Source organism: Cellulomonas sp. Y8 (assembly GCF_008033115.1).
In the GTDB taxonomy this organism is placed as follows: Bacteria; Actinomycetota; Actinomycetes; order Actinomycetales; family Cellulomonadaceae; genus Cellulomonas.
The window spans coordinates 348,224-369,694 of sequence record NZ_CP041203.1; the positions used below are offsets into that span (position 1 = coordinate 348,224).

The window sequence follows — 21,471 nt, forward strand, 5'->3', positions numbered from 1 at the left end:
CCCCGTTCCGTCCCACGTCGGATCCGGCCGACGCCGACTCCCCGTAAGGTGGTGACGTGACGTCTGCCACCGGGCCGCACGACCCGATCGGCCCGCCGCGGCCGGCCGGGCCCTCGTCGTGGCCGGACACCGCCACCCGTCCCGACGACGCGACGCCGGTCGAGCACCCCGCGACGCACCCCGACGACCGCCCGGCCGGGCGGCACCCCGAGCACAGCCACCTGGCGCCGCCGCCCGAGCCCCGGCACCGCCGCCGGCCGTGGGCCGTCGTGATCCTGTCGGTGCTGCTGGTCCTCGTCACCGCGCTGGCGTCCTACCTCTGGGTGCGGACCGTCCGGTACGAGGAGTACGCCGCCGGGATCGAGGCGCAGGGTCGCACCATCGGTACCGAGCTCGCCACGCTCCGCACCCAGCACGACGGGACGCTCGCGGAGCTCGCCGCGGTGAACGAGCAGCTGACCACCGCGCAGAGCCGGATCACCCAGCTCGCCGACGAGAAGGCCCAGGTCGGCGACGACCGCGAGGTCCAGCGTCAGCTCGTCGACTACCAGGAGCGCATCTCGCAGGCCGCGGCGAACGTCGCGTCCGCGCTGTCGACCTGCATCGACGCGCAGAACCAGCTCATCACCTACCTCGAGGACGCGGCCGCGTACGACCCGGCGGACCTGCAGCGGTTCAAGAGCGACGTCCAGGGCGTGTGCAACGCGGCGACCGTCGCCAACACCGAGCTGCAGCGCCAGCTCGCCGCCGGGGCGACCGGGTGATCCGCCCGACCGCCCGCCGCGCCGTCGTCGGCGCCGCGGCCGTCCTCCTGCTCGCCGGATGCGGGGTGCTGCCGTCGATGCCCGGCCCGGTGCCGACCGACCTGGTGCCGTCGAGCGCGCCGGTGCCCACGCCGTCGTCGTCCGGCAACCTGTCCCCCGACGGCTTCGACGCCGCGCAGCGGATGGCGGTACGGATCCGGAACGTCGGGTGCAACTCGCTGTCGACCGGGTCGGGCTTCGCGATCGACGAGACCACCCTCATCACGAACCGGCACGTGGTCGCCGACTCCGCCGACCTCCAGCTCAGCACGTACGACGGCCGGGACGTCGCGGTGACCGCGTCCTCGACCGCGGCGCTGGCGGACCTCGCGGTCGTCCGCACCGCCGACCCGCTGCCGTCCGCGCCCGGCCTGGCCGACGCCGACCCGGACCCCGGCGACGAGGTCACGGTCGTGGGCTACCCGCAGGGCGGCCAGCTCACCGTGACGAGCGGGCAGGTCATCGGCGCGACCACCGACCCGCTCAACGAGAACCTCGGCCAGGTGCTCGTCACCAACGCCGAGGTCGAGCCCGGCAGCTCCGGCTCCGCGGTGCTCGACGCCGCGGGCCGCGTGGTCGGCGTCGTGTACGCGAAGAACTCGACCGGGCAGAGCTTCGTGGTCCCGGTCAGCACCCTGCGCCAGCTCCTCGACGACGAGGCGGCGTTCACCGCCAGCGCCTCCTGCACCTCGGGCTGACCTCGCGCGACCCCTGGTGGGCGTGCGACCCGCCGTGCCACGGTGGGTCGCACGGACACCCACCGAGGAGGACGACGATGACCGACGAGACCCACCCCGACCTGCCCGGCCTCACCCGGGCGGCGAGCGACATCATCTCCGTGCGGCGCGTGTTCGGGGAGCCGTACGAGCACGGCAGCACCCTCGTCGTGCCGGTGGCGAAGGTGATGGGCTGGCACGGCGTCGCGGGCGCGCACGCGGACGCGCGGGTCGGGATCCGCGGCGGTCACGGCGGGCCGGGCGGTCCCGGCGCCGGGACGCCGGGTCCGGGCGAGGGCGGCGACGCACCGGCGGACGGCGACGGCCCCGAGGAGCCGGGCGGGCCCCGTTCGCACGGCGGCGACGGGGGACCCGGGGCGGCGGGCGGCGGGACCGGGACGGACGCCGCGGAGGGCACCGGGCGCGGCGCGCACGCCGAGGCCCCGGCCCCCGAGGACGGGCCGTGGACGCGGTCCGACCCGGGCGCGCCGGCCGGGGCGGTCGGGAGCGCGGGCGGCGGCGCCGACGGACCCGGTGGGCCCGTCGCGTGGGCGGGCCGTGGGGGCGGCTGGCCGCACGGACCGGGTCGCGAGGGCTGGCACGGCGGTCCCGGCCACGGCGGTCGGCTGCCGTTCCTGCGCGGGCCGCTGTGGCCGTTCGGCACCGGGCGGCCCGGGGGTCGCGGCGTCGGCGCGGCCGACGCGGGCGGCTACGCCACGCGGGTCAAGCCGCTCGGGGTGTTCGTGGTCGACGACGACGGCGCGCACTGGCAGCCGGCGCTCGACCTGAACCGCATCATCCTGGGCGGCCAGGTCGTCGGCGCGGTCGCGACGGTCGCGCTGGCCTGGTCCCTCCGCCGCCGCCGGCGCCTCTGGCACTGACCGGCAGGGTGTCCGGCCGCGAGCGAGCAACCGACGCGTCGAGCGAGTACCCGCCGACTACCCGCTCGACGCGTCGGCTACCCCCTCGGCACGCGGGGCGGGCCGTCAGCGGAGGCGGACCTCGAGGGAGTCGACCCGCTGGGTGACCGTGTCGTCCGCGGCCAGCGCCTCGCCGACCCGGCGCAGCACGCCGTCCAGGGTCGGGCGGTCGAGGCCCGGGACGAGCGTGAGCACGACGGCCACCTCGGCCCTGGCGCCCGGGACCGCGTCCACGTCGACCACGGGGTTCGCGGCGGGAGCGGGTGCCGGGGCCGCGGCCCGCTCGGGACGGCGGCGCCGGAACCACGACCGCCCGCCCGGCGCGTCGGACGCGGAGCCACGCTCCCCGCCCGGGTCGGACGCGGGACCCGACGGCACCGCGCCCAGAACGGCGGCGCGGACTGCCGCACGCACCTCGGGGTCGACGACGCGGGTGCCGACGTCGCCCGCTCCCCCGGTGGCCGCGCCGACCTGGTCCCCGATCCCGCCGCCCGCGGCCTCGCCGCCGTCGCCCGCCAGCACCGCCGGTCGCCACGGCTGCTGCTGCGCCAGCGCCCACACGGCCGGCCGCGGCAGCAGCGCCGTGACCGGGCCGCCCGGGTCGAGCACCACGAGCTCCCAGCCCTCGCTCACCACGGACAACGCCGCGCGGACCACGTCGGTCGGCACCGGCCGCGCCTCGCGCCGCCAGGCCGCCATCGTCGCGACGGACGAGAACACCGGCAGCGCCGTCCGGCCGTCGGGGGCCTGCAGCGCCACGATGCCGGCGGACGCCTCCTTGTCGACGGTGTGCGCGTGCCCGCCGACCTGGACGGTCTCGGCCGCCTCGAGCTCGGCCAGCACCGGTACCAGCACCCGGGTGCCCGCCAGAGCCTCCACGACGGCCGCGAGCGACCCGCTGCCGTCCCCCAGCGCGGTCAGCGCCGCCGCGACCGTGGGGTCGGCGCTGCCGTCGTCCCCGGCGAACGCCGAGGTCGGCGGCAGCTCGCGCCCGGTCACGGGCGGCCGGCGACGTCCAGGGCCTCGGGCAGCGTGAACGCGCCCGCGTACAGGGCCTTGCCGACGATGGCGCCCTCGACACCCACCGGGACCAGCTCGCGCAGCACCCGCAGGTCGTCGAGCGACGAGATGCCGCCGGACGCGACGACCGGCGCGTCGGTGCGCGCGCACACCTCGCGGAGCAGGTCGACGTTGGGGCCGCGCAGCGTGCCGTCCTTGGTCACGTCGGTGACGACGTACCGGGAGCAGCCGACCGCGTCGAGGCGGGCAAGGACCTCCCAGAGGTCGCCGCCCTCGCGGGTCCAGCCGCGGGCGGCGAGCGTGGTGCCGCGCACGTCCAGGCCGACCGCGATGGCGTCGCCGTGCCGCGCGATGGCGTCGGCGGTCCAGTCCGGGTCCTCCAGCGCGGCGGTGCCGAGGTTGACCCGGGCGGCGCCGGTCGCGAGCGCGCGCTCCAGCGAGGCGTCGTCGCGGATGCCGCCCGACAGCTCGACCTTGACGCCCTTGCCCGACAGCACCTGCGCGACGTCGGCGAGCAGCGCGGCGTTCGACCCCCGGCCGAACGCGGCGTCCAGGTCGACGAGGTGGATCCACTCCGCGCCGCCGGCCTGCCAGTCGAGCGCCGCGGCGAGCGGGTCGCCGTAGGAGGTCTCCGAGCCGGCCTCGCCCTGGACGAGGCGGACGGCCTGGCCGTCGGCGACGTCGACGGCGGGCAGGAGCTGCAGACGGTCGGACATGGGTCTCCTCGTTCGGGGGCGTGCGGGGGTGCGGGCGGCGCGCCGGTGGCGGCGCGGCCGGTCAGTCGAGCGAGCCGACCCAGTTCTCGAGCAGCTGGGCGCCGGCGTCCCCGGACTTCTCCGGGTGGAACTGGGTGGCGGCGAGCGGGCCGTTCTCGACAGCGGCGACGAACCGCCCGCCGTGCTCGGACCACGTCACCAGCGGCGGGGTCAGCCGGTCGGTGTCGACCTGCTCGGACAGCGGGAAGCTGCGGGCGGCGTACGAGTGCACGAAGTAGAACCGCTCGTCCTCGATGCCGGCGAACAGCCGGGTCCCCTCGGGCGCGTCGACCGTGGACCAGCCCATGTGCGGGACGACCTCGGCCTCGAGCCGGTCGACGGTGCCGGGCCACTCGCCGAGGCCCTCGGTCTCGACGCCGTGCTCGTCGCCGCGGTCGAACATGACCTGCATGCCGACGCAGATGCCGAGCACGGGCCGGCCGCCGGCGAGCCGCCGGTCCACGATCTGCTCGCCGCGCACCCCGCGCAGCCCCGCCATCACGGCCGCGAACGCACCGACGCCCGGGACGACGAGCCCGTCGGCCTCCCCGGCGTGCTGCGCGTCGGACGTCAGCTCGACCTGGGCGCCGACCCGCTCGAGGGCGCGCACGGCCGAGCGGACGTTCCCGAATCCGTAGTCCAGGACGACGACACGAGGCTGGCTGGGCACGCCTCCCAGGCTACCGGGCGCGCGCCGGACCGGCCGTCCCGCGTCCGGTGCGCGGGACGTGACGTGGGCGTCAGTCCCTGCGGCGACGTCCGCCGGCGGACAGCGCGCGCATCGCGGCCCACCGCGACATGCCCACGCTCGTCTCCACGCCCGGGACCTCACCGACCGGCTTCCCGCCGACCAGCAGGTCGTCGAGCAGGTCGGGCGCGCCGGAGAGCACGAGGCCGGCGGCGAGGTCGTCCTCCTTCTCCCCCGCCGACCAGCGGCTGGCGGCGATGCGGCCCGCGCGGCGGTCCAGCAGGATCACCGGCGACGTGCGCAGCATCCGGGAGATCGCGGCCGCGGCCTCGGCGGTCCCGGCGGCGTCCGCCGTGTGCCGCAGGACCGCGAGCGCCCCCACGGGCGACGGCACGGCGTCGACGTCGACCCCCGCGAGCGAGCACGCGGCGGCCAGCGGCTTCGCGCCCGCGACCTGGGTGACGACGATCGCGACGACCGGCTCGTCGGGCTCGGCGGCCGCGGCCTCCAGCCCCGCGAGGTCGTCGGGGACCTCGACCGTCGACGCGTCGTCGGCCTGCGCGGCGGGCCCCGCCGGCTCCGCGGGCGCCGGGTCCAGGCCGTCGAGCCCCGACAGGTCGTCGGGGATCTCGAAGCCGAGGTCGTCGTCCTCCGGGCGTCCGGGCCCGTCCGGCGTCCCCGCGGTCACAGGGCGCCCTTCGTGCTCGGGATGCCGTCGACCCGCGGGTCCAGCGCGACCGCGAACCGGAGCGCACGCGCCAGCGCCTTGAACTGCGCCTCCACGATGTGGTGCGGGTCGCGGCCGGCCAGCACGCGGACGTGCATGCCGAATGCGGCGTGGTGCGCGATCGACTCCAGCACGTGCCGGGTCAGCGAGCCGGTGAAGTGCCCGCCGATCAGGTGGTACTCCTGGCCCTCGGGCTCGCCGGAGTGCACGAGGTACGGGCGGCCGGACACGTCGACGACGGCCTGCGCCAGCGCCTCGTCCAGCGGCACGGTGGCGTCGCCGAACCGCGCGATGCCCCGCTTGTCGCCGAGCGCGGCGCGCAGCGCCTCGCCCAGGCAGATCGCGACGTCCTCGACGGTGTGGTGCGCGTCGATGTGCGTGTCGCCGGTCGCCCGGACGGTCAGGTCGATGAGCGAGTGCTTGCCCAGCGCGGTGAGCATGTGGTCGTAGAACGGCACCGTGGTGCTGATCTCCGTGCGCCCCGTGCCGTCCAGGTCGACCTCGACGACGACGCTGGACTCGCTCGTCGTGCGCTCGACCCGGGCGGTGCGCCCGCCGTCCGTCGTGCTCAAATCCCCAGCACCTCCCACAGCGCGGCGGTGAACGCCGCGGTCTCCTCCGGGGTGCCGACCGACACCCGCAGCCATCCTTCCGGGCCGACCTCGCGGATCAGCACGCCCCGGTCCAGCAGACCCTGCCAGACCTCGTGCCGGTTCTCGCCGACCTGGAACAGCACGAAGTTCGCGTCGGACTCCGCGACGCGCAGCCCGCGGTCGCGCAGGTCGAGCACGAGCTGGTCCCGCTCGGCCCGCAGCGAGCCGACCTGGGCCATGAGCTCCGGCGCGTGCCGCAGCGCGGCGCGAGCGGTCGCCTGGGTCACCGCGGACAGGTGGTACGGCAGCCGGACCACGCGCAGCGCGTCCACCAGCTCCCGCGACGCGGCCAGGTAGCCGACGCGCGCGCCGGCCAGGCCGAACGCCTTCGACATCGTGCGGCTGACCGCCAGGTGCGGGTGGTCCGCGAGCAGGGTCAGCGCCGACTCGACGCCCTCCCGGCGGAACTCCCCGTAGGCCTCGTCGACGACGACCACGCAGCCGCCCGGCACCTCGGCCGCGGCCGCGAGCACCTCGCGCACCGTGTCGAGCTCCAGCGCGGTGCCGGTCGGGTTGTTCGGGCTGGTGAGCAGCACGACGGACGGCGTCTCGCGGGCGATGAGCGCGCGGGCCTCCACCGGGTCGACGTCGAACTGCTCGGTGCGCCGGCCCGCGACCCAGCGGGTGTGCGTGTCGCGCGCGTACTCCGGGTACATCGAGTACGTCGGCGCGAACGAGAGCGCCGTGCGGCCGGGGCCGCCGAACGCCTGCAGCAGGTGCAGCATGACCTCGTTCGACCCGTTGGCCGCCCACACCTGCTCGGGCGCGACGCGGACCCCCGACTCGACCGCGAGGTAGTCGGCCAGGTCGCCGCGCAGGCCGAGGAACTCGCGGTCGGGGTACCGGTTCAGCCCGTGCGCCGCCTCCGCCACGGCGGCGGCGATGTCCGCGACGACCTGCGGCGACGGTGGGTAGGGGTTCTCGTTGACGTTGAGCAGCACCGGCACGTCGAGCTGCGGGGCGCCGTAGGGCACCTCGCCGGCCAGCTCGGGGCGCACCGGCAGCACGGGCCGCGCGGCCTGGGGGGCGGTGTCGGGTGCGGTCACCGGGCGATCGTATCCGCGCTGCGGCCCCGGGACGCCGGTCGTCCACAGGCGGCGCCCGCGGGGCGGCGGGGTGTCGGCGGCGGTGGCTAGGGTCGGGGGCGATGACTTCCGTGGACCAGAACGCCCCGACCGGACCCGACGCGGCCGAGCGCGCCGCCCTGCGCGAGGAGGCGGAGGCCGTGCTGCGCCGGCTCGTCGGCCGGGAGGACGCACGGCTGCGGGACGACCAGTGGCGGGCGATCGACGCGCTGGTGAGCGACCACCGGCGCGCGCTCGTCGTGCAGCGCACCGGGTGGGGCAAGTCGGCCGTGTACTTCGTCGCGACCGCCCTGCTGCGGGCGCGCGGGGCCGGGCCGACGGTGCTGGTGTCCCCGCTGCTCGCGCTCATGCGCAACCAAGTGGCCTCCGCGCAGCGAGCGGGCGTCAAGGCCGCCACGCTGAACTCCGCCAACGTCACCGAGTGGGACGAGGTGCACGCGCAGATCGCCGCGGGCGAGGTCGACGTGCTGCTCGTCTCCCCCGAGCGGCTGACCCACCCGCAGTTCCGGGACGAGGTGCTGCCGCGGCTCGCGGCCGACGCGGGCCTGGTCGTGATCGACGAGGCGCACTGCATCTCGGACTGGGGCCACGACTTCCGCCCCGACTACCGACGGATCCGCACCCTGCTGGGCGAGCTGCCCGACGGCATCCCGGTGCTCGCGACGACGGCGACCGCGAACGCCCGGGTCACCGCCGATGTGGCCGAGCAGCTCGGCACCGCGGTGCGGGACGACGTCCTGGTCCTGCGCGGCCCGCTCGACCGGTCCAGCCTGGACCTCTCCGTGGTGCGCCTGCCCGACACCGCCGCCCAGCTCGCGTGGCTGGCGCAGAACCTGCCGGCGTTCGAGGGCTCCGGGATCATCTACTGCCTGACGATCGCCGCGGCCCAGCAGGTCACCGAGCACCTGCGCGCCGCCGGGCTCGACGTCCGGACGTACACCGGCCAGACCGACCCGGCGGAGCGCGAGGTGGCCGAGGCGGACCTGCTCGCGAACCGGGTCAAGGCGCTCGTGGCGACGTCGGCGCTGGGCATGGGCTTCGACAAGCCGGACCTCGGCTACGTCATCCACGTCGGGGCACCGTCCTCCCCGATCGCCTACTACCAGCAGGTCGGCCGCGCCGGCCGCGCCGCGGAGGCCGTCGGCGGCCGCGCGACCGCGGTCCTGCTGCCCGGCCGCGAGGACCGCGCGATCTGGGAGTGGTTCGCCTCGACCGCGTTCCCGCCGGAGGACGACGTGCGGGCCGCGCTCCGGGCGCTGCGCGAGGGCGGCACGCTGTCGACCGCCGCGCTGGAGACGCACGTGTCCCTGCGCCGGTCCCGGCTGGAGCAGATGCTCAAGGTGCTCGACGTCGACGGCGCGGTCCGCCGGGTGCGCGGCGGCTGGGAGGGCACCGGCGAGCCGTGGTCCTACGACGCCGAGCGGTACGACCGCGTCACCGCGACCCGCAAGGCCGAGCAGCAGCTCATGGTCGACTACGTCACCACCGAGGGCTGCCGGATGGCGCACCTGCGGCGGGCGCTCGACGACCCGGAGCTCGCCGGACCCGCCGGCGAGGCCTGGCGGTGCGGCCGGTGCGACCGGTGCACGGGCACCGCCGTCGGCGTCGCGCCGGACGCCGAGCACGTCGCGGGCGCGCAGGCGCTGCTGACCACGGCGGGCGTGGCGGTCGACCCGCGGCGGCAGTGGCCGACCGGCATGGCGACGCTCGGCCTCGACCTGCGCGGGCGCATCCCGGCGGAGGAGAACGCCGGACCCGGACGCGCCGTCGCCCGGCTCGACTCGGTCGGCTGGGGCGGCCTGCTCCGTGACCTGTTCGGCGGCGACGCCGACCCCGAGGCCGGGCTGCCGGTCGCGCTGCGGGACCCCGTGCTCGCGACCCTCGACGCGTGGCACCCGGAGCACCGACCCGAGGGTGTCGTGCTGGTCCGGTCGACGACCCGCCCCGCGCTGGTCGAGCACCTCGCCGCGGGCGTGGCCCGGCACCTGGGCGTGCCGCTGGTCGGCGCGGTCGTACCCCGGCCGGACAGCCCGCCGACCCGGCACGACGTGAACTCGGCGCACCGGCTGGCGGCCGTGGCGCGCCGGCTGGAGCTCGACCTCGCGCCGGCGGCCGCGGCCGGGCTGCCGGGGCGCGCGGTGCTGCTGGTGGACGACCGCACCGACTCGGGCTGGACGCTCACGGTCGCGGCGCGGCTGCTCCGGCAGGCCGGGGCGGCCGCGGTGCTGCCGTTCGTGCTCGGCGTGGGCTGAGCCGGAGGCCGCTCGGCGCCGGTCCGCGGGTCGAGCGGGTCAGCCGGCGTCCGCGTAGCCCGCGTGGTCGTCGCCGTCCAGGTCGGTGCAGAGCCCGTACGCCTCGTCGGGGCCGTGCAGCGCGAGGCAGTCCGCGTAGCCCGCGATGATCCGGTACGGCGCGCCCTCGGTGCCGGTGGCGTCCGAGCAGTCGGGGTGCGACCCCGGCTCGCAGGGCTGGCCCGGGGTGGGGTCGTCGGCGGGGGCGGCACCCGCATCGGGGCTCGCGGCGGTCGACGGTGCCGCGTCCACCGAGGGGTCCGCGCCTCCCCGGTCGTCGCCCGGCGCCGTCGCCCCGGCGGTCGTCGTCGGCCCGCGCGTGCCGTCGCCCGACGCAGCGCCGCCCACGTCGTCGCAGCCGGTCACGGCGCCGACGAGGAGCAACGCCACCAGGAGGACGGCCGGACGGGTTCGCGTGCGCACGCGCCGACGGTAGCCGGGACCACGTCGGTCGCGCGGACGATCCCGGGGTGACGTCGGTCGGCAGGCCCCTCGGTCAGAACCGCGCGCGGACCGCCTCGCCGTGGGCGGGCAGCCCCTCGGCGTCGGCCAGCGCGACGATCCGGTCCGCGACCTCGCGCAGCGCGTCCGCGTCGTACTCGACGACCTGCACCGCGCGCACGAACGAGTGCACGCCGAGGCCGGACGAGAAGTGCGCGCAGCCGCCCGTGGGCAGCACGTGGTTCGACCCGGCCATGTAGTCGCCGAGCGACACCGGCGAGTACGCCCCGACGAAGATCGCGCCCGCGCTGGTCACGCGCTCCGCGACCGCGGCGGCGTCCGCGGTCTGGATCTCCAGGTGCTCCGCGCCGTAGGCGTTGACGACCGCGAGGCCGGCGTCGAGGTCGTCGACCAGCACGATCGCCGACTGCGGCCCGGTGAGCGCCTGGGCCACCCGCTCGGCGTGCCGGGTCGCCTGGACCCGGACCACGAGCTTGGACTCGACGGCCCCGGCCAGCTCGATCGACGTCGTGACCAGCACGGACGCCGCCAGCGGGTCGTGCTCGGCCTGGGAGACGAGGTCCGCGGCGACGTGGTCGGCGTCCGCCGTGCCGTCGGCGAGCACCGCGATCTCGGTCGGGCCGGCCTCGGCGTCGATGCCGACCGCCCCGCGCACGAGGCGCTTGGCCGCCGCGACGTAGACGTTGCCGGGGCCGGTGATGACGTCGACCGGCTCGCACAGCGTGTCCCCGTCGGCCGGCTCCGAGCCCGTCGCGCCGTAGGCGAGCATGCCGATGGCCTGCGCGCCGCCGACGGCGTACACCTCGTCGACGCCGAGCAGGGCGCAGGTGGCGAGCACCACCGGGTCCGGCAGGCCGCCGTTGTCGCGCTGGGGCGGCGAGGTCACGGCCAGCGAGCCCACGCCGGCCTCCTGCGCCGCGACCACGTTCATGATGACCGACGAGGGGTAGACGGCCAGGCCGCCCGGCACGTAGAGGCCGACCCGGCGCACCGGGATCCACCGCTGCCGGACCTGCGCGCCGGGCGCGACCTGCACGGTGTGGTGGGCGGGGCGCTGCGCGGCGTGCACCTGGCGCACCCGCAGGATCGTCTCCTCCAGGGCCGCGCGCACGGCCGGGTCCAGCACGGACACGGAGGCCGCGATCGCGTCGGCGGGCACGCGGAGGTGCTCGGGGCGCACGCCGTCGAACCTCTCGGCCAGCTCGCGCAGCGCGGCGGCGCCGCGGGCGCGGACGTCGGCGAGGATCGGCTCGACGGCCGCGGCGGCGGACTCGACGTCCAGCTCGGGGCGCGGCAGCGTCTCGAGCAGCTCGCGGCGGGACAGGGTGCGACCACGCAGGTCGATGCGGGAGATCACGACCCGAGTCTATTCGCGGGCGCCGACGCGCAGCGCGCCGGTCCGGCCCTGGCAGGATGGACGCGTGACCATCGTGCCGATCTCCGACGACTCCATCCGCCTCGGCCAGTTCCTCAAGCTGGCCGGCCTGGCCGACTCGGGCGCCGACGCGCGCACGCTGCTGGACGAGGGCGAGGTCAAGGTCAACGGCGAGCCCGAGTCCCGCCGCGGCCGCCAGCTGCGCAAGGGCGACGTGGTCGAGGTCGACGACCCCCGCGGCGCCAACTCGGCCGAGGTCGGCTGACCCGAGCCGCACCCCTGGCCCCCGTCGCCGAGATGGCAACTCTCGGCTGTCTCGGGCCCGCCGCGCACAGCCGAGAGTTGCCATCTCGACGGGCGGACGTGCGGGGTCAGCGCCCGGCGGCGGCGCGGTAGGTCGGGAGCAGCTCCGTGAAGCGGGCGTCCCAGTCGCGGACCTCCGCACCCGCCAGGTGGTCCGCGAGCTGGTCCAGGGACGTGTGCCAGCCCGCGCCGTAGCCGATCGCCTGCGCATCCTCGAGCCGGGTGTGGACGAGCACGAGGACCGCGCCCTCCCCTGCCGCGTCCGGCTCGACCCGGACCTCGACCTCGCTCGGCCGCTCACCCGGGAAGCACCACTGGACGGCGAACGACCGCGGCGGGTCGCACGATCGCACGACGCCCGTGGCGTTCTGGTCGGAGCCCGCCTCGTCGGCGCCCATCCGGAGCTCGTACGTCCCGCCCGGTGCCAGCTCGCCGTGCACCGGCCCGAGCGAGCGCGCCAGGCGCTCCGGCGTCGTCACCGCGTCCCACAGGTCCGCCGCGTCCGTGGGGTACCCGCGACGGAACGTCACCGACGCCTCGCCGCCGAGCCGCAGCGCCCCGAGCGGGTCGTCGACCCCCGTCGGCGCTGTCGCACCCGCTGGCCCGCCCGTGCGCGGAGACGCGTCGCCGCCCGCCGCTCGGCCCGTCGTCCCGAACGTGCCCGCTGTCCCGCCCGTCGTCCCGTCCGTGCCCGTCATCGCGCCCGCTCCTCGCCGTCGCCTTCGCGCCGCCCGGCGGTCGCCGGATCAGCACCGCCGCGCTCCCGGCGCCCGCGCGCGACCTCCGTGCCCAGGGCGTCGAGCCGCTGGTCCCAGAACCGCCGGACGCCGCCGACCCAGGCCTGCACCTCGTCGAGCGCCTCGGGCCGGACGGCGTACAGCCGCCGCGTGCCGTCGGCCTCGGCGGTGAGCAGGCCCACCTCGCGCAGCACTCGCAGGTGCCGGGAGGTCGCGGGCTGGCTGATGCCGAACTCGGCACCGACTGCGGCCGCGAGCTCCCCGGCCGGGCGCGACCCGTCGGCGAGCAGCTCCACGAGCCGTCGCCGCACCGGGTCCCCCAACGCGTCCATCACCTGCACCCGCGCCATGTTTCCATCCTGCGTTATATAACGCAACGGTCAATAACACCGAGCCTCCGTTCCCAGCCTGCACGCCGGGGCGGTGGGCAGGCCGGGGACGGAGGCTCGGCGAGGTCGTGCGGAGGCGGGTCCGTCAGACCGGGACCGGGGTGGCCGTCTGCAGGCAGCCCGGACCCAGGAGGGCCTTGAGGTCGCCGTACAGCGCGGGCGACCGCTCGACCCGCCAGCCGTCGCTCGGGACGACCAGCGCCCGCCGCCCGTTGGCCTTCGCCACCCGGAGGTGCAGCTCGGTCATGCCGGGGTGGGTCTTCATCACCTCGAGCAGCCGGTCGACCACGGGCGGGGTCAGCCGCGCCTCGGACAGCGTCACGACGACGGGCGCGTCCGCGACGGCCGACAGGTCGGGCAGCGACACCTCCATCGCCTGCAGCTGCATGGCGTCGTCCCGGCGGCGCACCCGCCCGCGGACGACGATGACGGCGTCCTCGGCGAGCACGGTCGAGTAGGCGAGGTAGGTCTCGCCGAAGAACATGATCTCGACGGAGCCCTCCATGTCCTCCAGCGTGACGGCGGCCCACGGGTTGCCCTGCTTGGACATCTTCCGCTGCAGCGACGTGACCAGGCCCGCGACGACGACGGTCGACCCGTCCGGGCGCGCCTCGTCGGCGTTGAGGGTCGCGATCGACACGTCGGCGGCGGCGGACAGCACGTGCTCCAGGCCCGACAGCGGGTGGTCGGAGACGTACAGGCCGAGCATCTCCCGCTCGAACTGCAGGCGCTGCTTCTTGTCCCAGTCCGGGACGTCGGGCACCTGCACGGAGAACCCGGGGCCGTCGTCGGTGCCCAGGTCGGCGAACAGGTCGAACTGCCCCTCCGCCTCCTTGCGCTTGACGCCGATGACGGACTCGACGGCCTGCTCGTGCACGAGCAGCAGCGCGCGGCGGGCGTGCCCGAGCGAGTCGAACGCCCCGGCCTTGATGAGCGACTCGATGGTCCGCTTGTTGCAGACGACCGCGGGCACCTTGTCGAGGAAGTCGGTGAACGACGTGAAGTCGCCCTTCTCCTCGCGGGTGCGGACGATCGCCTCGACCACGTTGGCGCCGACGTTGCGGACGGCGGTGAGGCCGAACCGGATGTCGTCGCCCACCGCGGTGAACAGCGCGGACGAGGAGTTGACGTCCGGCGGCAGCACCGTGATGCCCATGCGGCGGCACTCGCCGAGGTACAGCGCGGACTTGTCCTTGTCGTCGCCGACCGAGGTCAGCAGGCCCGCCATGTACTCGGTCGGGTAGTTCGCCTTGAGGAACGCCGTCCAGTACGAGACGACGCCGTACCCGGCGGAGTGCGCCTTGTTGAACGCGTACCCGGCGAACGGGACGAGCACGTCCCACACGGCCTTGATGGCCGCGGTGGAGTAGCCCCGCTCCTTCATGCCCGCCTCGAAGGGCACGAACTCCTTGTCGAGGATCTCCTTCTTCTTCTTGCCCATCGCGCGGCGGAGCAGGTCGGCCTGCCCGAGCGAGTAGCCGGCGAGCACCTGCGCGGCCTTCTGCACCTGCTCCTGGTACACGATGAGGCCGTAGGTGCCGTCGAGCACCTCCGCCAGGGGCTCCTCGAGCTCCGGGTGGATGGGCGTGTTCGGCTGCAGGCCGTTCTTGCGCAGCGCGTAGTTCGTGTGCGAGTTCATGCCCATCGGACCCGGCCGGTACAGGGCGATGACCGCGGAGATGTCCTCGAAGTTGTCGGGGCGCATCTGGCGCAGCAGGGACCGCATGGGGCCGCCGTCGAGCTGGAACACGCCGAGGGTGTCGCCCCGGCCGAGCAGCTCGTAGGTGGCGCGGTCGTCGAGCTCGATGTCGTCGAGCTCGATCTGCGGCTTGCCGTTCATGACGATGTTGCGCAGGGCGTCGTCGAGGATCGTCAGGTTCCGCAGCCCGAGGAAGTCCATCTTGATCAGGCCGAGGCCCTCGGACGTCGGGTAGTCGAACTGCGTGATGACCGCGCCGTCCTGCGGCCGCTTCATGATCGGGATGATGTCGATCAGCGGCTCGCTGGACATGATGACGCCGGCGGCGTGGACGCCCCACTGCCGCTTGAGGTTCTCCAGGCCGCGCGCGGTCTCGAGGACGCGCTGCGCCTCGGGGTCGGCGGCGACGACCTGGCGGAACTCCTCGGCCTCGGCGTACCGGGGGTGCTCGGGGTCGTACATGCCCGACAGCGGGATGTCCTTGCCCATCACCGCGGGCGGCATCGCCTTGGTGAGCTTCTCCCCCATCGCGAACGGCATGCCGAGCACGCGGGAGGAGTCCTTGAGCGCCTGCTTGGCCTTGATCGTGCCGTAGGTGACGATCTGCGCGACCCGGTCGTCGCCGTACTTCTCGGTGACGTACCGGATGACCTCGCCGCGCCGGCGCTCGTCGAAGTCGACGTCGACGTCGGGCCAGGAGACGCGCTCGGGGTTGAGGAACCGCTCGAAGATCAGCCCGTGCCGCAGCGGGTCGAGCTCGGTGATGCCCATGGCGTACGACGCCATCGAGCCGGCGGCGGAACCACGGCCCGGCCCGACGCGGATGCCCTGGTCCTTGGCCCACTGGATGAAGTCGGCGACGACGAGGAAGTAGCCGGAGAACCCGAGCTGGACGATGACGCCGGTCTCGTACTCGGCCTGCTTGCGCACGTCGTCCGGGACGTTGCCCCTGTACCGCCGCTGGAGGCCGGCCTCGACCTCCTTCACGAACCAGGAGTTCTCGTCCTCGCCCGCGGGCACCGGGAACCGCGGCATGTAGTTGGCGCCGGTCGGGAACTCGACGTCGCACCGCTCGGCGATGAGCAGCGTGTTGTCGACCGCCTCGGGCAGCTCGGCCCAGGTGCGGCGCATCTCCTCGGCGGACTTCACGTAGTAGCCGTCGCCGCCGAACGCGAACCGCGAGCCGCCCTGGTCGTACGTCGGCTCGTCGAGGGTCGACCCGGACTGCACCGCGAGCAGCACCTCGTGCGCGTGCGCGTCGTCCTTGGTCGTGTAGTGCAGGTCGTTGGTCGCGACGAGCGGCGCGCCGATCTGCTCGGCGAGCCGGATGAGGTCCTTGACGGTCCGGCGCTCGATCTCGAGCCCGTGGTCCATCACCTCGACGAAGAAGTTCTCCTTGCCGAAGATGTCCTGCAGCTCGCCCGCCGCGCGCACGGCCTCGTCCCAGTGGCCCAGCCGCAGCCGGGTCTGCACCTCGCTGGACGGGCAGCCGGACGTCGCGATGAGGCCGTCGCTGTAGGTCTGCAGCAGCTCCCGGTCCATGCGGGGCCACTTGCCCATCTGCCCGTCGAGAGACGCCAGCGACCCCATCCGGAACAGGTTGTGCATGCCCGCCGTCGTGCGGGACAGCAGCGTCATGTGCGTGTAGGCGCCGCGGGCGGAGACGTCGTCGGCGGCCTGGTGCGCCTCGCCCCAGCGCACGCGCGTCTGGTCGAACCGGCTGGTGCCGGGCGTGACGTACGCCTCGACGCCGATGATCGGCTTGATGCCGAGCTTCTTGGCCTGGGAGTAGAAGTCGAACGCCCCGAACAGGTACCCGTGGTCGGTGATCGCCATCGCGGTCTGACCCAGGCGCTGGGCCTCCGCGAGCATCTCCCCGACCCGCGCCGCGCCGTCCAGCATCGAGTACTCGGAGTGGACGTGCAGGTGGACGAAGTCGGACCCGTTGCTGCCACCTGATGCCATGCGAGCCATCCTAGGTCGAGGCTCTGACAGCCCCGCGCCGCCCCGCCGCCCCCGGGGCAGACGTCACACCGCTCCGCGTCAGCGGTACCCGTCGCGCAGGGTCTCCAGGGCGTGCGCCAGGTCCGCGGGGTACTCGCTGGTGACCTCGAGCCACCGGCCGTCCGCGGGGTGCGCGAAGCCGAGCCGCATCGCGTGCAGCCACTGCCGGGTCAGCCCGACCCGCTCCGCCAGCGCCGGGTCGGCGCCGTAGGTCAGGTCGCCGACCAGCGGGTGCCGCAGCGCCTGGAAGTGCACCCGGATCTGGTGCGTGCGCCCGGTCTCCAGGTGCACCTCGCACAGCGACGCGGCGGGCAGCATCTCCAGCACCTCGTAGTGGGTCACCGAGGGCTTGCCCTCCGCCGTGACCGCGAACTTCCAGTCCTGGCTGGGGTGCCGGCCGATGGGGGCGTCGATGGTGCCCGTGGTGGGCTCCGGGTGGCCCTGCGCGAGCGCGTGGTAGACCTTCTCGACCGTGCGCTCCTTGAAGGCCCTCTTGAGCACCGAGTACGCGTGCTCGCTCTTCGCCACGACCATGAGGCCCGAGGTTCCGACGTCGAGCCGGTGCACGACGCCCTGGCGCTCCGCTGCGCCCGACGTGGAGATCCGGTAGCCGCGCGCGGCGAGCACGCCGACGACGGTCGGGCCGGTCCAGCCCGGCGACGGGTGCGCGGCGACGCCCACCGGCTTGTCGACGACCACGACGTCGTCGTCCTCGTAGGCCACGCGCAGCGCGGGCACGTCGTCCTCGGTCGGCACGGTCGACACCGGCGCCACCGACGGCATCTCGACCTCGAGCCACGCGTCGGCGGGCAGCCGGGCGGACTTCCCGACCTCGACGCCGTCGACCCGGACGAACCCGCCCTCGGCCAGCTCCGCGGCGCGGGTGCGGGACAGGCCGAGCATCCGGGACAGCGCGGCGTCCACCCGCTCGCCCGCGAGGGCGTCGGGCACGGGCAGGGTGCGGACGTCAGCCATCGCGGCGGCCGTCCTCCGGCGTCGTGGCCGGCGTCGCGCCCGCCGCGCCGTCACTCGGCTCCGCCGCGTCCTCACGGCGCTCGCGCGTCCCGTCCAGCCGCACACCCATGAGCGACAGCAGCATGAGCAGGCCGGCCGCGGCCACGATCGCGATGTCGGCGACGTTGCCGACGAACAGGTCGCCGTACGCGATGAAGTCCACGACGTGCCCCATGAAGACGCCCGGGTCGCGGATCAGCCGGTCGACGAGGTTGCCCAGCGCGCCGCCGAGCAGCAGGCCCAGCGCGATCGTCCAGCCCGTCGACCCGAGCCGCCGGGACACCCGGATGATGACCACGACGACGGTGATCGCGACGATCGTCAGCAGCCACGTCGTGCCCGTGGCCAGGCCCAGCGCGGCGCCCGGGTTGAACAGGAGCTGCAGGCCGAGCAGGTCGCCCAGCACGGGGTGCCGCACGCCCTCGTCCAGGCCGGCGAGCGCCCAGGCCTTCGTCGCCTGGTCGAGCACGAGCGTGACCGCCGCGAGGGCGACCAGGGTCGCGACGAGGCGCCGGCGGCGCGCCGGCGCGACGGCCTCGGGGTCGGCGGCGGGCGCACCGGCCCCGGACGCGGCGGGCTCGGACGCGGGCGGCACGGGCGCGGCGGACGCGGCGTCGCGGCGCGCGTCGTCGGCCGCGGGGCCGGGGGTGGCGGACATCGCGCAGGAGTCTACGGGCGCGCGCGGCCCCGGACGCACGACGGCCCCCGGCGTCGCGCCGGGGGCCGTCGTCACGCGGTCGTCCGCGAGCGGTCAGCGGCGCTCCTCGCGCTGCTTGCAGGACACGCAGAGCGTGGCGCGCGGGAACGCCTGCACGCGCGCCTTGCCGATCGCCTCGCCGCAGGAGTCGCAGCGGCCGAAGGTGCCGGCGTCGATGCGGGCCAGGGCGCGGGTGGTCTGCTCGAGCATGTCCCGGGTGTTGTTGACCAGGGTCAGCTCGTGCTCGCGCTCGAGGGCGCTGGAGCCGGAGTCCGCCTGGTCGTCACCCGCGCCGTCCCCGGAGTTGCGGAGCAGGTTCGACAGCTCCTCGTCGGCGGCGGCGAGCTCGGAGGTCAGGCGGTCGATCTCGCTGATCAGCTCCGTGGCGACCTCGCGCACCTCCTCCTCGGTCCAGGGGTCCTCGCCCGCGCGGACGGGGAACCGCGTGGCCGCGTCCGTCAGGTCGGGCAGCGGGCGGGCAGCGGTCGCGTCGAGCGAGTCGTTGATGGCCACGTCGGGTCCTCTTTCCTCAGATGAGTCCGCAGAGACTAGTCGCCCGTCGCCCGGACGCACAACACACCACGCCCGAGGCCGGGCGTGGTGTGTCGTGGGTGACGAGCGTGCGATCCGTCAGACGGACGGGGTGGCACCCTGGGCACCGCGCTGCGGCAGCGCGCTGGCCCGGTTGTCGAGGTCGCCCAGCAGGTTCTCGAGGTAGCTCTTCAGGCGCGTGCGGTAGTCGCGCTCGAAGACGCGGAGCTCGTCGATCTTCCGCTCGAGGATCGACCGCTCCTGCTCCAGCTCGGACAGCGTGCGGGCCGAGGTCTCCTCCGCCTCGCGGACGATGCGCTGGGCCTGGCCCTTCGCCTCGTTCACGATGCGGTCGCCCTCCTCCTGGCCGCTGCGCACGTAGTCGTCGTGCAGCTTCTGCGCCAGGGCGAGCATGCCGGTGGCCGACTCGGGCTCGCTCTGCCGCTGCGGCGCGACCGGAGCGGTGGCGACGGGGGCCGGCGCCGGGGCGGCGGCGGGCACCGGGGCGGGCGCGGGCTTCTCGGCCTCGGGCTTCGGCGCCTGGGCGGCCTGCGCCCCCTGGCGGCTCAGCTCGGCGATCCGGCGCTCGGCCGCGGCGAGCTTGGACTTGAGGTCCTCGTTCTCGCTCTGGGTCTCCCGGAGGGTGTTCACGACCTCGTCGAGGAAGTCGTCGACCTCGTCCTGGTCGTACCCCTCGCGGAACTTCGTCGCCTGGAACTTCTTGTTCAGGACGTCGTCTGCTGTGAGCAGTGCCATCGTCGTCACCTCTTCGGTCGTACTGGGTCGAGCCGGTGGCAGTCCGCCGACCACCTCGAGCCACCGTAGCGGACATTCCGGTTTGTGCACGCGACCCGGTCGGCGGGGCGTGCGCGGGTGCCGGCCACCGGGCCGGCGTGCTGCGCGCGGGGCCGCGTCATGCGGCGAGCGCGCCCAGCAGCGAGAGCAGGAAGGAGCAGCCGAGCATGAGGACCAGGAACGCCAGGTCCAGGCGCACGGAGCCCAGGGTCAGGGGCGGGATCACCCGGCGCAGCGCCCGCAGCGGCGGGTCGGTCACCGAGTAGGTGATCTCCGCGACCACGAGCGCGGCACCGCGCGGCCGCCAGTCCCGGGCGAAGTACTGCACCCAGTCGAGGACGAGGCGCACGAGCAGGACCAGGATGAAGGCCAGGACGACGATCTGCAGCAGGCCGAGGACGAGGGTCACGCGTCCCAGTCTCCCCGATCCTCGTCAGCTCTGGTTGAAGAAGCCGGCGCGGGAGCCCTCGGGGGCACGCCCGTCGCCGGTGATCTCCACCGACTGCGGCGACAGCAGGAAGACCTTGTTGGTCACCCGCTCGATCGCGCCGTGCAGGCCGAAGATGAGGCCCGCGGCGAAGTCGACGAGCCGCTTGGCGTCGGCGTCGTCCATGTCGGAGAGGTTCATGATGACCGGCGTGTTCTCGCGGAACGCCTCGCCGATCTTGCGCGCGTCGTTGTACGAGCGCGGGTGGATCGTGGTGATCCGCCGCACCTCGCCGTCGTGGCGCGGCGCGGGGGCCGCGGCGGCGACGGGTCGCTCCGGCGCCGGCTCGCGGCGCAGCGGCGTGACCTCGGCCTCGTAGTCCTGTCCCACCGTCGCCTCCGGCTCGTCGTACTCGTCGACGTACTGGTCGTGCTCGCCCCGGTCGTCGGCAAGCCCGAGGTACAGCATGGTCTTGCGCAGCGCTCCGGCCATCGCGATCACTCCATCCCCGAATTGCTCACATCTCCTGCGCCGTCACGCTAGCAATGCGCCGGGATGCGACCGCGCTGCGACACGCGGCGTGTCGGCGTGTCCTCGGAGCAATTTCCGGACATATCACTCACCCGGCATTTCGGCGAGCGCGACCACCCCGGCGAACCGCCCGGTGGTGGTCCCGGCGCGCTGGGCGCGCCGGTGCGAGTAGAACCGGTGGTCGGCGTCGGTGCACCAGCCCGGGAGGCGCACGTCGCCGACCCCGGCCGACCGCAGCACCGCGGCCACGCCGGCCGGGAGGTCGAGGCCGGGCGTGCCCGCGTCGGTCGTGCAGGCGGTTCCCGGGACCAGCGCGTCGACCTCGTCCCGCATCGCGGCGGGCACCTCGTACCGCGCGCCGCTGATCGCCGGGCCGACGACGGCGCGCACCCGCCCCGGGTCGGCGCCCCTCGCGACCATGGCCGCGAGGGTCGTCTGGACGACACCGGCGACCAGGCCGCGCCGCCCGGCGTGCGCCGCGCCGACCACCCGCGCCCCCGCGTCGGCCAGCAGCACCGGGACGCAGTCCGCGACCAGCACGCCGACCGCGGTGCCGGGGACGGCCGACACGAGCGCGTCGACCTCCCCCACCGTGTCGCCCGCGGCGTCGGCCGGGCCGCCGACCACGTGCACGTCCGCGCCGTGCACCTGGGTGGCCCAGGCCACGGGCGCGCCGGCCCACGCCGCGACGCGCGCGCGGTTCTCCCGCACGTGCGCGGGGTCGTCGCCGACCAGCAGCCCGAGGTCGAGCTCCGCCCACGGGGGCGCGCTGACCCCGCCCGCGCGGGTGGTGAACCCCGCGCGGACGCCCGGGCCGAGGTCGACCCCGAGGACCGGCAGCGCCACGCC

The 21,471-nt window shown here is 75.3% G+C and carries 23 protein-coding genes; 5 read left to right on the plus strand and 18 right to left on the minus strand.

The window, feature by feature from the left end; translation table 11 throughout:
• Window positions 1–56: 56 nt before the first annotated feature.
• The 3 genes from FKM96_RS01600 to FKM96_RS01610 all read left to right on the plus strand — a co-directional run bounded on the left by FKM96_RS01600 (window position 57) and on the right by FKM96_RS01610 (window position 2,400).
• Window positions 57–764, plus strand: a complete 708-nt coding sequence (locus FKM96_RS01600; protein WP_246855132.1) for a hypothetical protein — start codon at window positions 57–59, stop codon at window positions 762–764.
• Window positions 764–1,501, plus strand: a complete 738-nt coding sequence (locus tag FKM96_RS01605) for a S1C family serine protease (RefSeq protein WP_371300519.1) — start codon at window positions 764–766, stop codon at window positions 1,499–1,501. Before FKM96_RS01600 ends, FKM96_RS01605 begins: the two co-directional genes overlap by 1 nt.
• Window positions 1,502–1,578: 77 nt before the next feature.
• Window positions 1,579–2,400: a hypothetical protein gene (locus tag FKM96_RS01610; RefSeq protein WP_147793765.1), complete on the plus strand. Its 822-nt coding sequence runs from the start codon at window positions 1,579–1,581 to the stop codon at window positions 2,398–2,400.
• Window positions 2,401–2,505: 105 nt separating this feature from the next.
• Here the strand turns inward: FKM96_RS01610 and FKM96_RS22030 are convergent, their stop codons facing one another.
• The 6 genes from FKM96_RS22030 to FKM96_RS01645 all read right to left on the minus strand — a co-directional run bounded on the left by FKM96_RS22030 (window position 2,506) and on the right by FKM96_RS01645 (window position 7,328).
• Window positions 2,506–3,438 (minus strand): SseB family protein, encoded by a 933-nt coding sequence (locus tag FKM96_RS22030; protein WP_371300471.1) that lies wholly within the window; start codon window positions 3,436–3,438, stop codon window positions 2,506–2,508.
• Window positions 3,435–4,175, minus strand: coding sequence for a bifunctional 1-(5-phosphoribosyl)-5-((5-phosphoribosylamino)methylideneamino)imidazole-4-carboxamide isomerase/phosphoribosylanthranilate isomerase PriA (priA, locus tag FKM96_RS01625; RefSeq protein ID WP_147793766.1), 741 nt, complete (start codon window positions 4,173–4,175; stop codon window positions 3,435–3,437). The genes FKM96_RS22030 and priA overlap by 4 nt, the downstream gene beginning before the upstream one ends.
• A gap of 61 nt (window positions 4,176–4,236) precedes the next feature.
• The gene (gene hisH, locus FKM96_RS01630) at window positions 4,237–4,884 is read right to left on the minus strand and encodes an imidazole glycerol phosphate synthase subunit HisH (protein ID WP_147793767.1); all 648 of its coding nucleotides are present in this window, start codon (window positions 4,882–4,884) and stop codon (window positions 4,237–4,239) included.
• Between the two features lie 70 nt (window positions 4,885–4,954).
• On the minus strand, window positions 4,955–5,590 hold the full coding sequence (locus FKM96_RS01635) for a hypothetical protein (RefSeq protein WP_246855134.1): 636 nt from the start codon (window positions 5,588–5,590) through the stop codon (window positions 4,955–4,957).
• Window positions 5,587–6,201 carry an imidazoleglycerol-phosphate dehydratase HisB gene (gene hisB / locus FKM96_RS01640; protein WP_147793768.1) on the minus strand — a complete coding sequence of 205 codons (615 nt, stop codon included), beginning with the start codon at window positions 6,199–6,201 and terminating at the stop codon, window positions 5,587–5,589. The genes FKM96_RS01635 and hisB overlap by 4 nt, the downstream gene beginning before the upstream one ends.
• Window positions 6,198–7,328, minus strand: coding sequence for a histidinol-phosphate transaminase (locus FKM96_RS01645; protein WP_147793769.1), 1,131 nt, complete (start codon window positions 7,326–7,328; stop codon window positions 6,198–6,200). The genes hisB and FKM96_RS01645 overlap by 4 nt, the downstream gene beginning before the upstream one ends.
• Before the next feature lie 101 nt (window positions 7,329–7,429).
• Here FKM96_RS01645 and FKM96_RS01650 point away from each other — a divergent pair, with 101 nt between their 5' ends.
• Window positions 7,430–9,619, plus strand: coding sequence for a RecQ family ATP-dependent DNA helicase (locus FKM96_RS01650; RefSeq protein ID WP_147793770.1), 2,190 nt, complete (start codon window positions 7,430–7,432; stop codon window positions 9,617–9,619).
• A gap of 39 nt (window positions 9,620–9,658) precedes the next feature.
• Here the strand turns inward: FKM96_RS01650 and FKM96_RS01655 are convergent, their stop codons facing one another.
• Both FKM96_RS01655 and hisD read right to left on the minus strand, forming a co-directional pair.
• Entirely contained in the window at window positions 9,659–10,081 is a 423-nt protein-coding gene (locus FKM96_RS01655) for a hypothetical protein (RefSeq protein ID WP_147793771.1), read from the minus strand.
• Window positions 10,082–10,154: 73 nt separating this feature from the next.
• Window positions 10,155–11,477, minus strand: a complete 1,323-nt coding sequence (gene hisD / locus FKM96_RS01660) for a histidinol dehydrogenase (protein WP_147793772.1) — start codon at window positions 11,475–11,477, stop codon at window positions 10,155–10,157.
• 64 nt (window positions 11,478–11,541) lie between these two features.
• Here hisD and FKM96_RS01665 point away from each other — a divergent pair, with 64 nt between their 5' ends.
• Window positions 11,542–11,760 (plus strand): RNA-binding S4 domain-containing protein, encoded by a 219-nt coding sequence (locus FKM96_RS01665; protein ID WP_246855135.1) that lies wholly within the window; start codon window positions 11,542–11,544, stop codon window positions 11,758–11,760.
• 106 nt (window positions 11,761–11,866) lie between these two features.
• Here the strand turns inward: FKM96_RS01665 and FKM96_RS01670 are convergent, their stop codons facing one another.
• From FKM96_RS01670 to pgeF, 10 genes are all read right to left on the minus strand, one after another.
• Window positions 11,867–12,496, minus strand: coding sequence for an SRPBCC family protein (locus tag FKM96_RS01670; RefSeq protein WP_147793774.1), 630 nt, complete (start codon window positions 12,494–12,496; stop codon window positions 11,867–11,869).
• Complete coding sequence (locus tag FKM96_RS01675) at window positions 12,493–12,885, minus strand: helix-turn-helix transcriptional regulator (RefSeq protein ID WP_246855136.1); 393 nt, start codon at window positions 12,883–12,885, stop codon at window positions 12,493–12,495. The genes FKM96_RS01670 and FKM96_RS01675 overlap by 4 nt, the downstream gene beginning before the upstream one ends.
• Window positions 12,886–13,009: 124 nt before the next feature.
• The gene (dnaE, locus tag FKM96_RS01680; protein WP_147793775.1) at window positions 13,010–16,588 is read right to left on the minus strand and encodes a DNA polymerase III subunit alpha; all 3,579 of its coding nucleotides are present in this window, start codon (window positions 16,586–16,588) and stop codon (window positions 13,010–13,012) included.
• 78 nt (window positions 16,589–16,666) lie between these two features.
• Complete coding sequence (locus FKM96_RS01685) at window positions 16,667–17,602, minus strand: RluA family pseudouridine synthase (RefSeq protein ID WP_147793776.1); 936 nt, start codon at window positions 17,600–17,602, stop codon at window positions 16,667–16,669.
• Window positions 17,595–18,299 (minus strand): signal peptidase II, encoded by a 705-nt coding sequence (locus FKM96_RS01690; RefSeq protein ID WP_147793777.1) that lies wholly within the window; start codon window positions 18,297–18,299, stop codon window positions 17,595–17,597. The genes FKM96_RS01685 and FKM96_RS01690 overlap by 8 nt, the downstream gene beginning before the upstream one ends.
• Before the next feature lie 93 nt (window positions 18,300–18,392).
• Window positions 18,393–18,845 carry a TraR/DksA family transcriptional regulator gene (locus FKM96_RS01695; protein ID WP_371300520.1) on the minus strand — a complete coding sequence of 151 codons (453 nt, stop codon included), beginning with the start codon at window positions 18,843–18,845 and terminating at the stop codon, window positions 18,393–18,395.
• 123 nt (window positions 18,846–18,968) lie between these two features.
• Complete coding sequence (locus FKM96_RS01700; RefSeq protein ID WP_147793779.1) at window positions 18,969–19,625, minus strand: DivIVA domain-containing protein; 657 nt, start codon at window positions 19,623–19,625, stop codon at window positions 18,969–18,971.
• Between the two features lie 157 nt (window positions 19,626–19,782).
• Window positions 19,783–20,073: a YggT family protein gene (locus FKM96_RS01705; protein WP_147793780.1), complete on the minus strand. Its 291-nt coding sequence runs from the start codon at window positions 20,071–20,073 to the stop codon at window positions 19,783–19,785.
• Between the two features lie 24 nt (window positions 20,074–20,097).
• Window positions 20,098–20,583, minus strand: coding sequence for a cell division protein SepF (locus FKM96_RS01710; RefSeq protein WP_147793781.1), 486 nt, complete (start codon window positions 20,581–20,583; stop codon window positions 20,098–20,100).
• A 123-nt stretch (window positions 20,584–20,706) separates the two neighbouring features.
• Window positions 20,707–21,468: a peptidoglycan editing factor PgeF gene (gene pgeF / locus FKM96_RS01715; protein ID WP_147793782.1), complete on the minus strand. Its 762-nt coding sequence runs from the start codon at window positions 21,466–21,468 to the stop codon at window positions 20,707–20,709.
• Window positions 21,469–21,471: the final 3 nt, after the last annotated feature.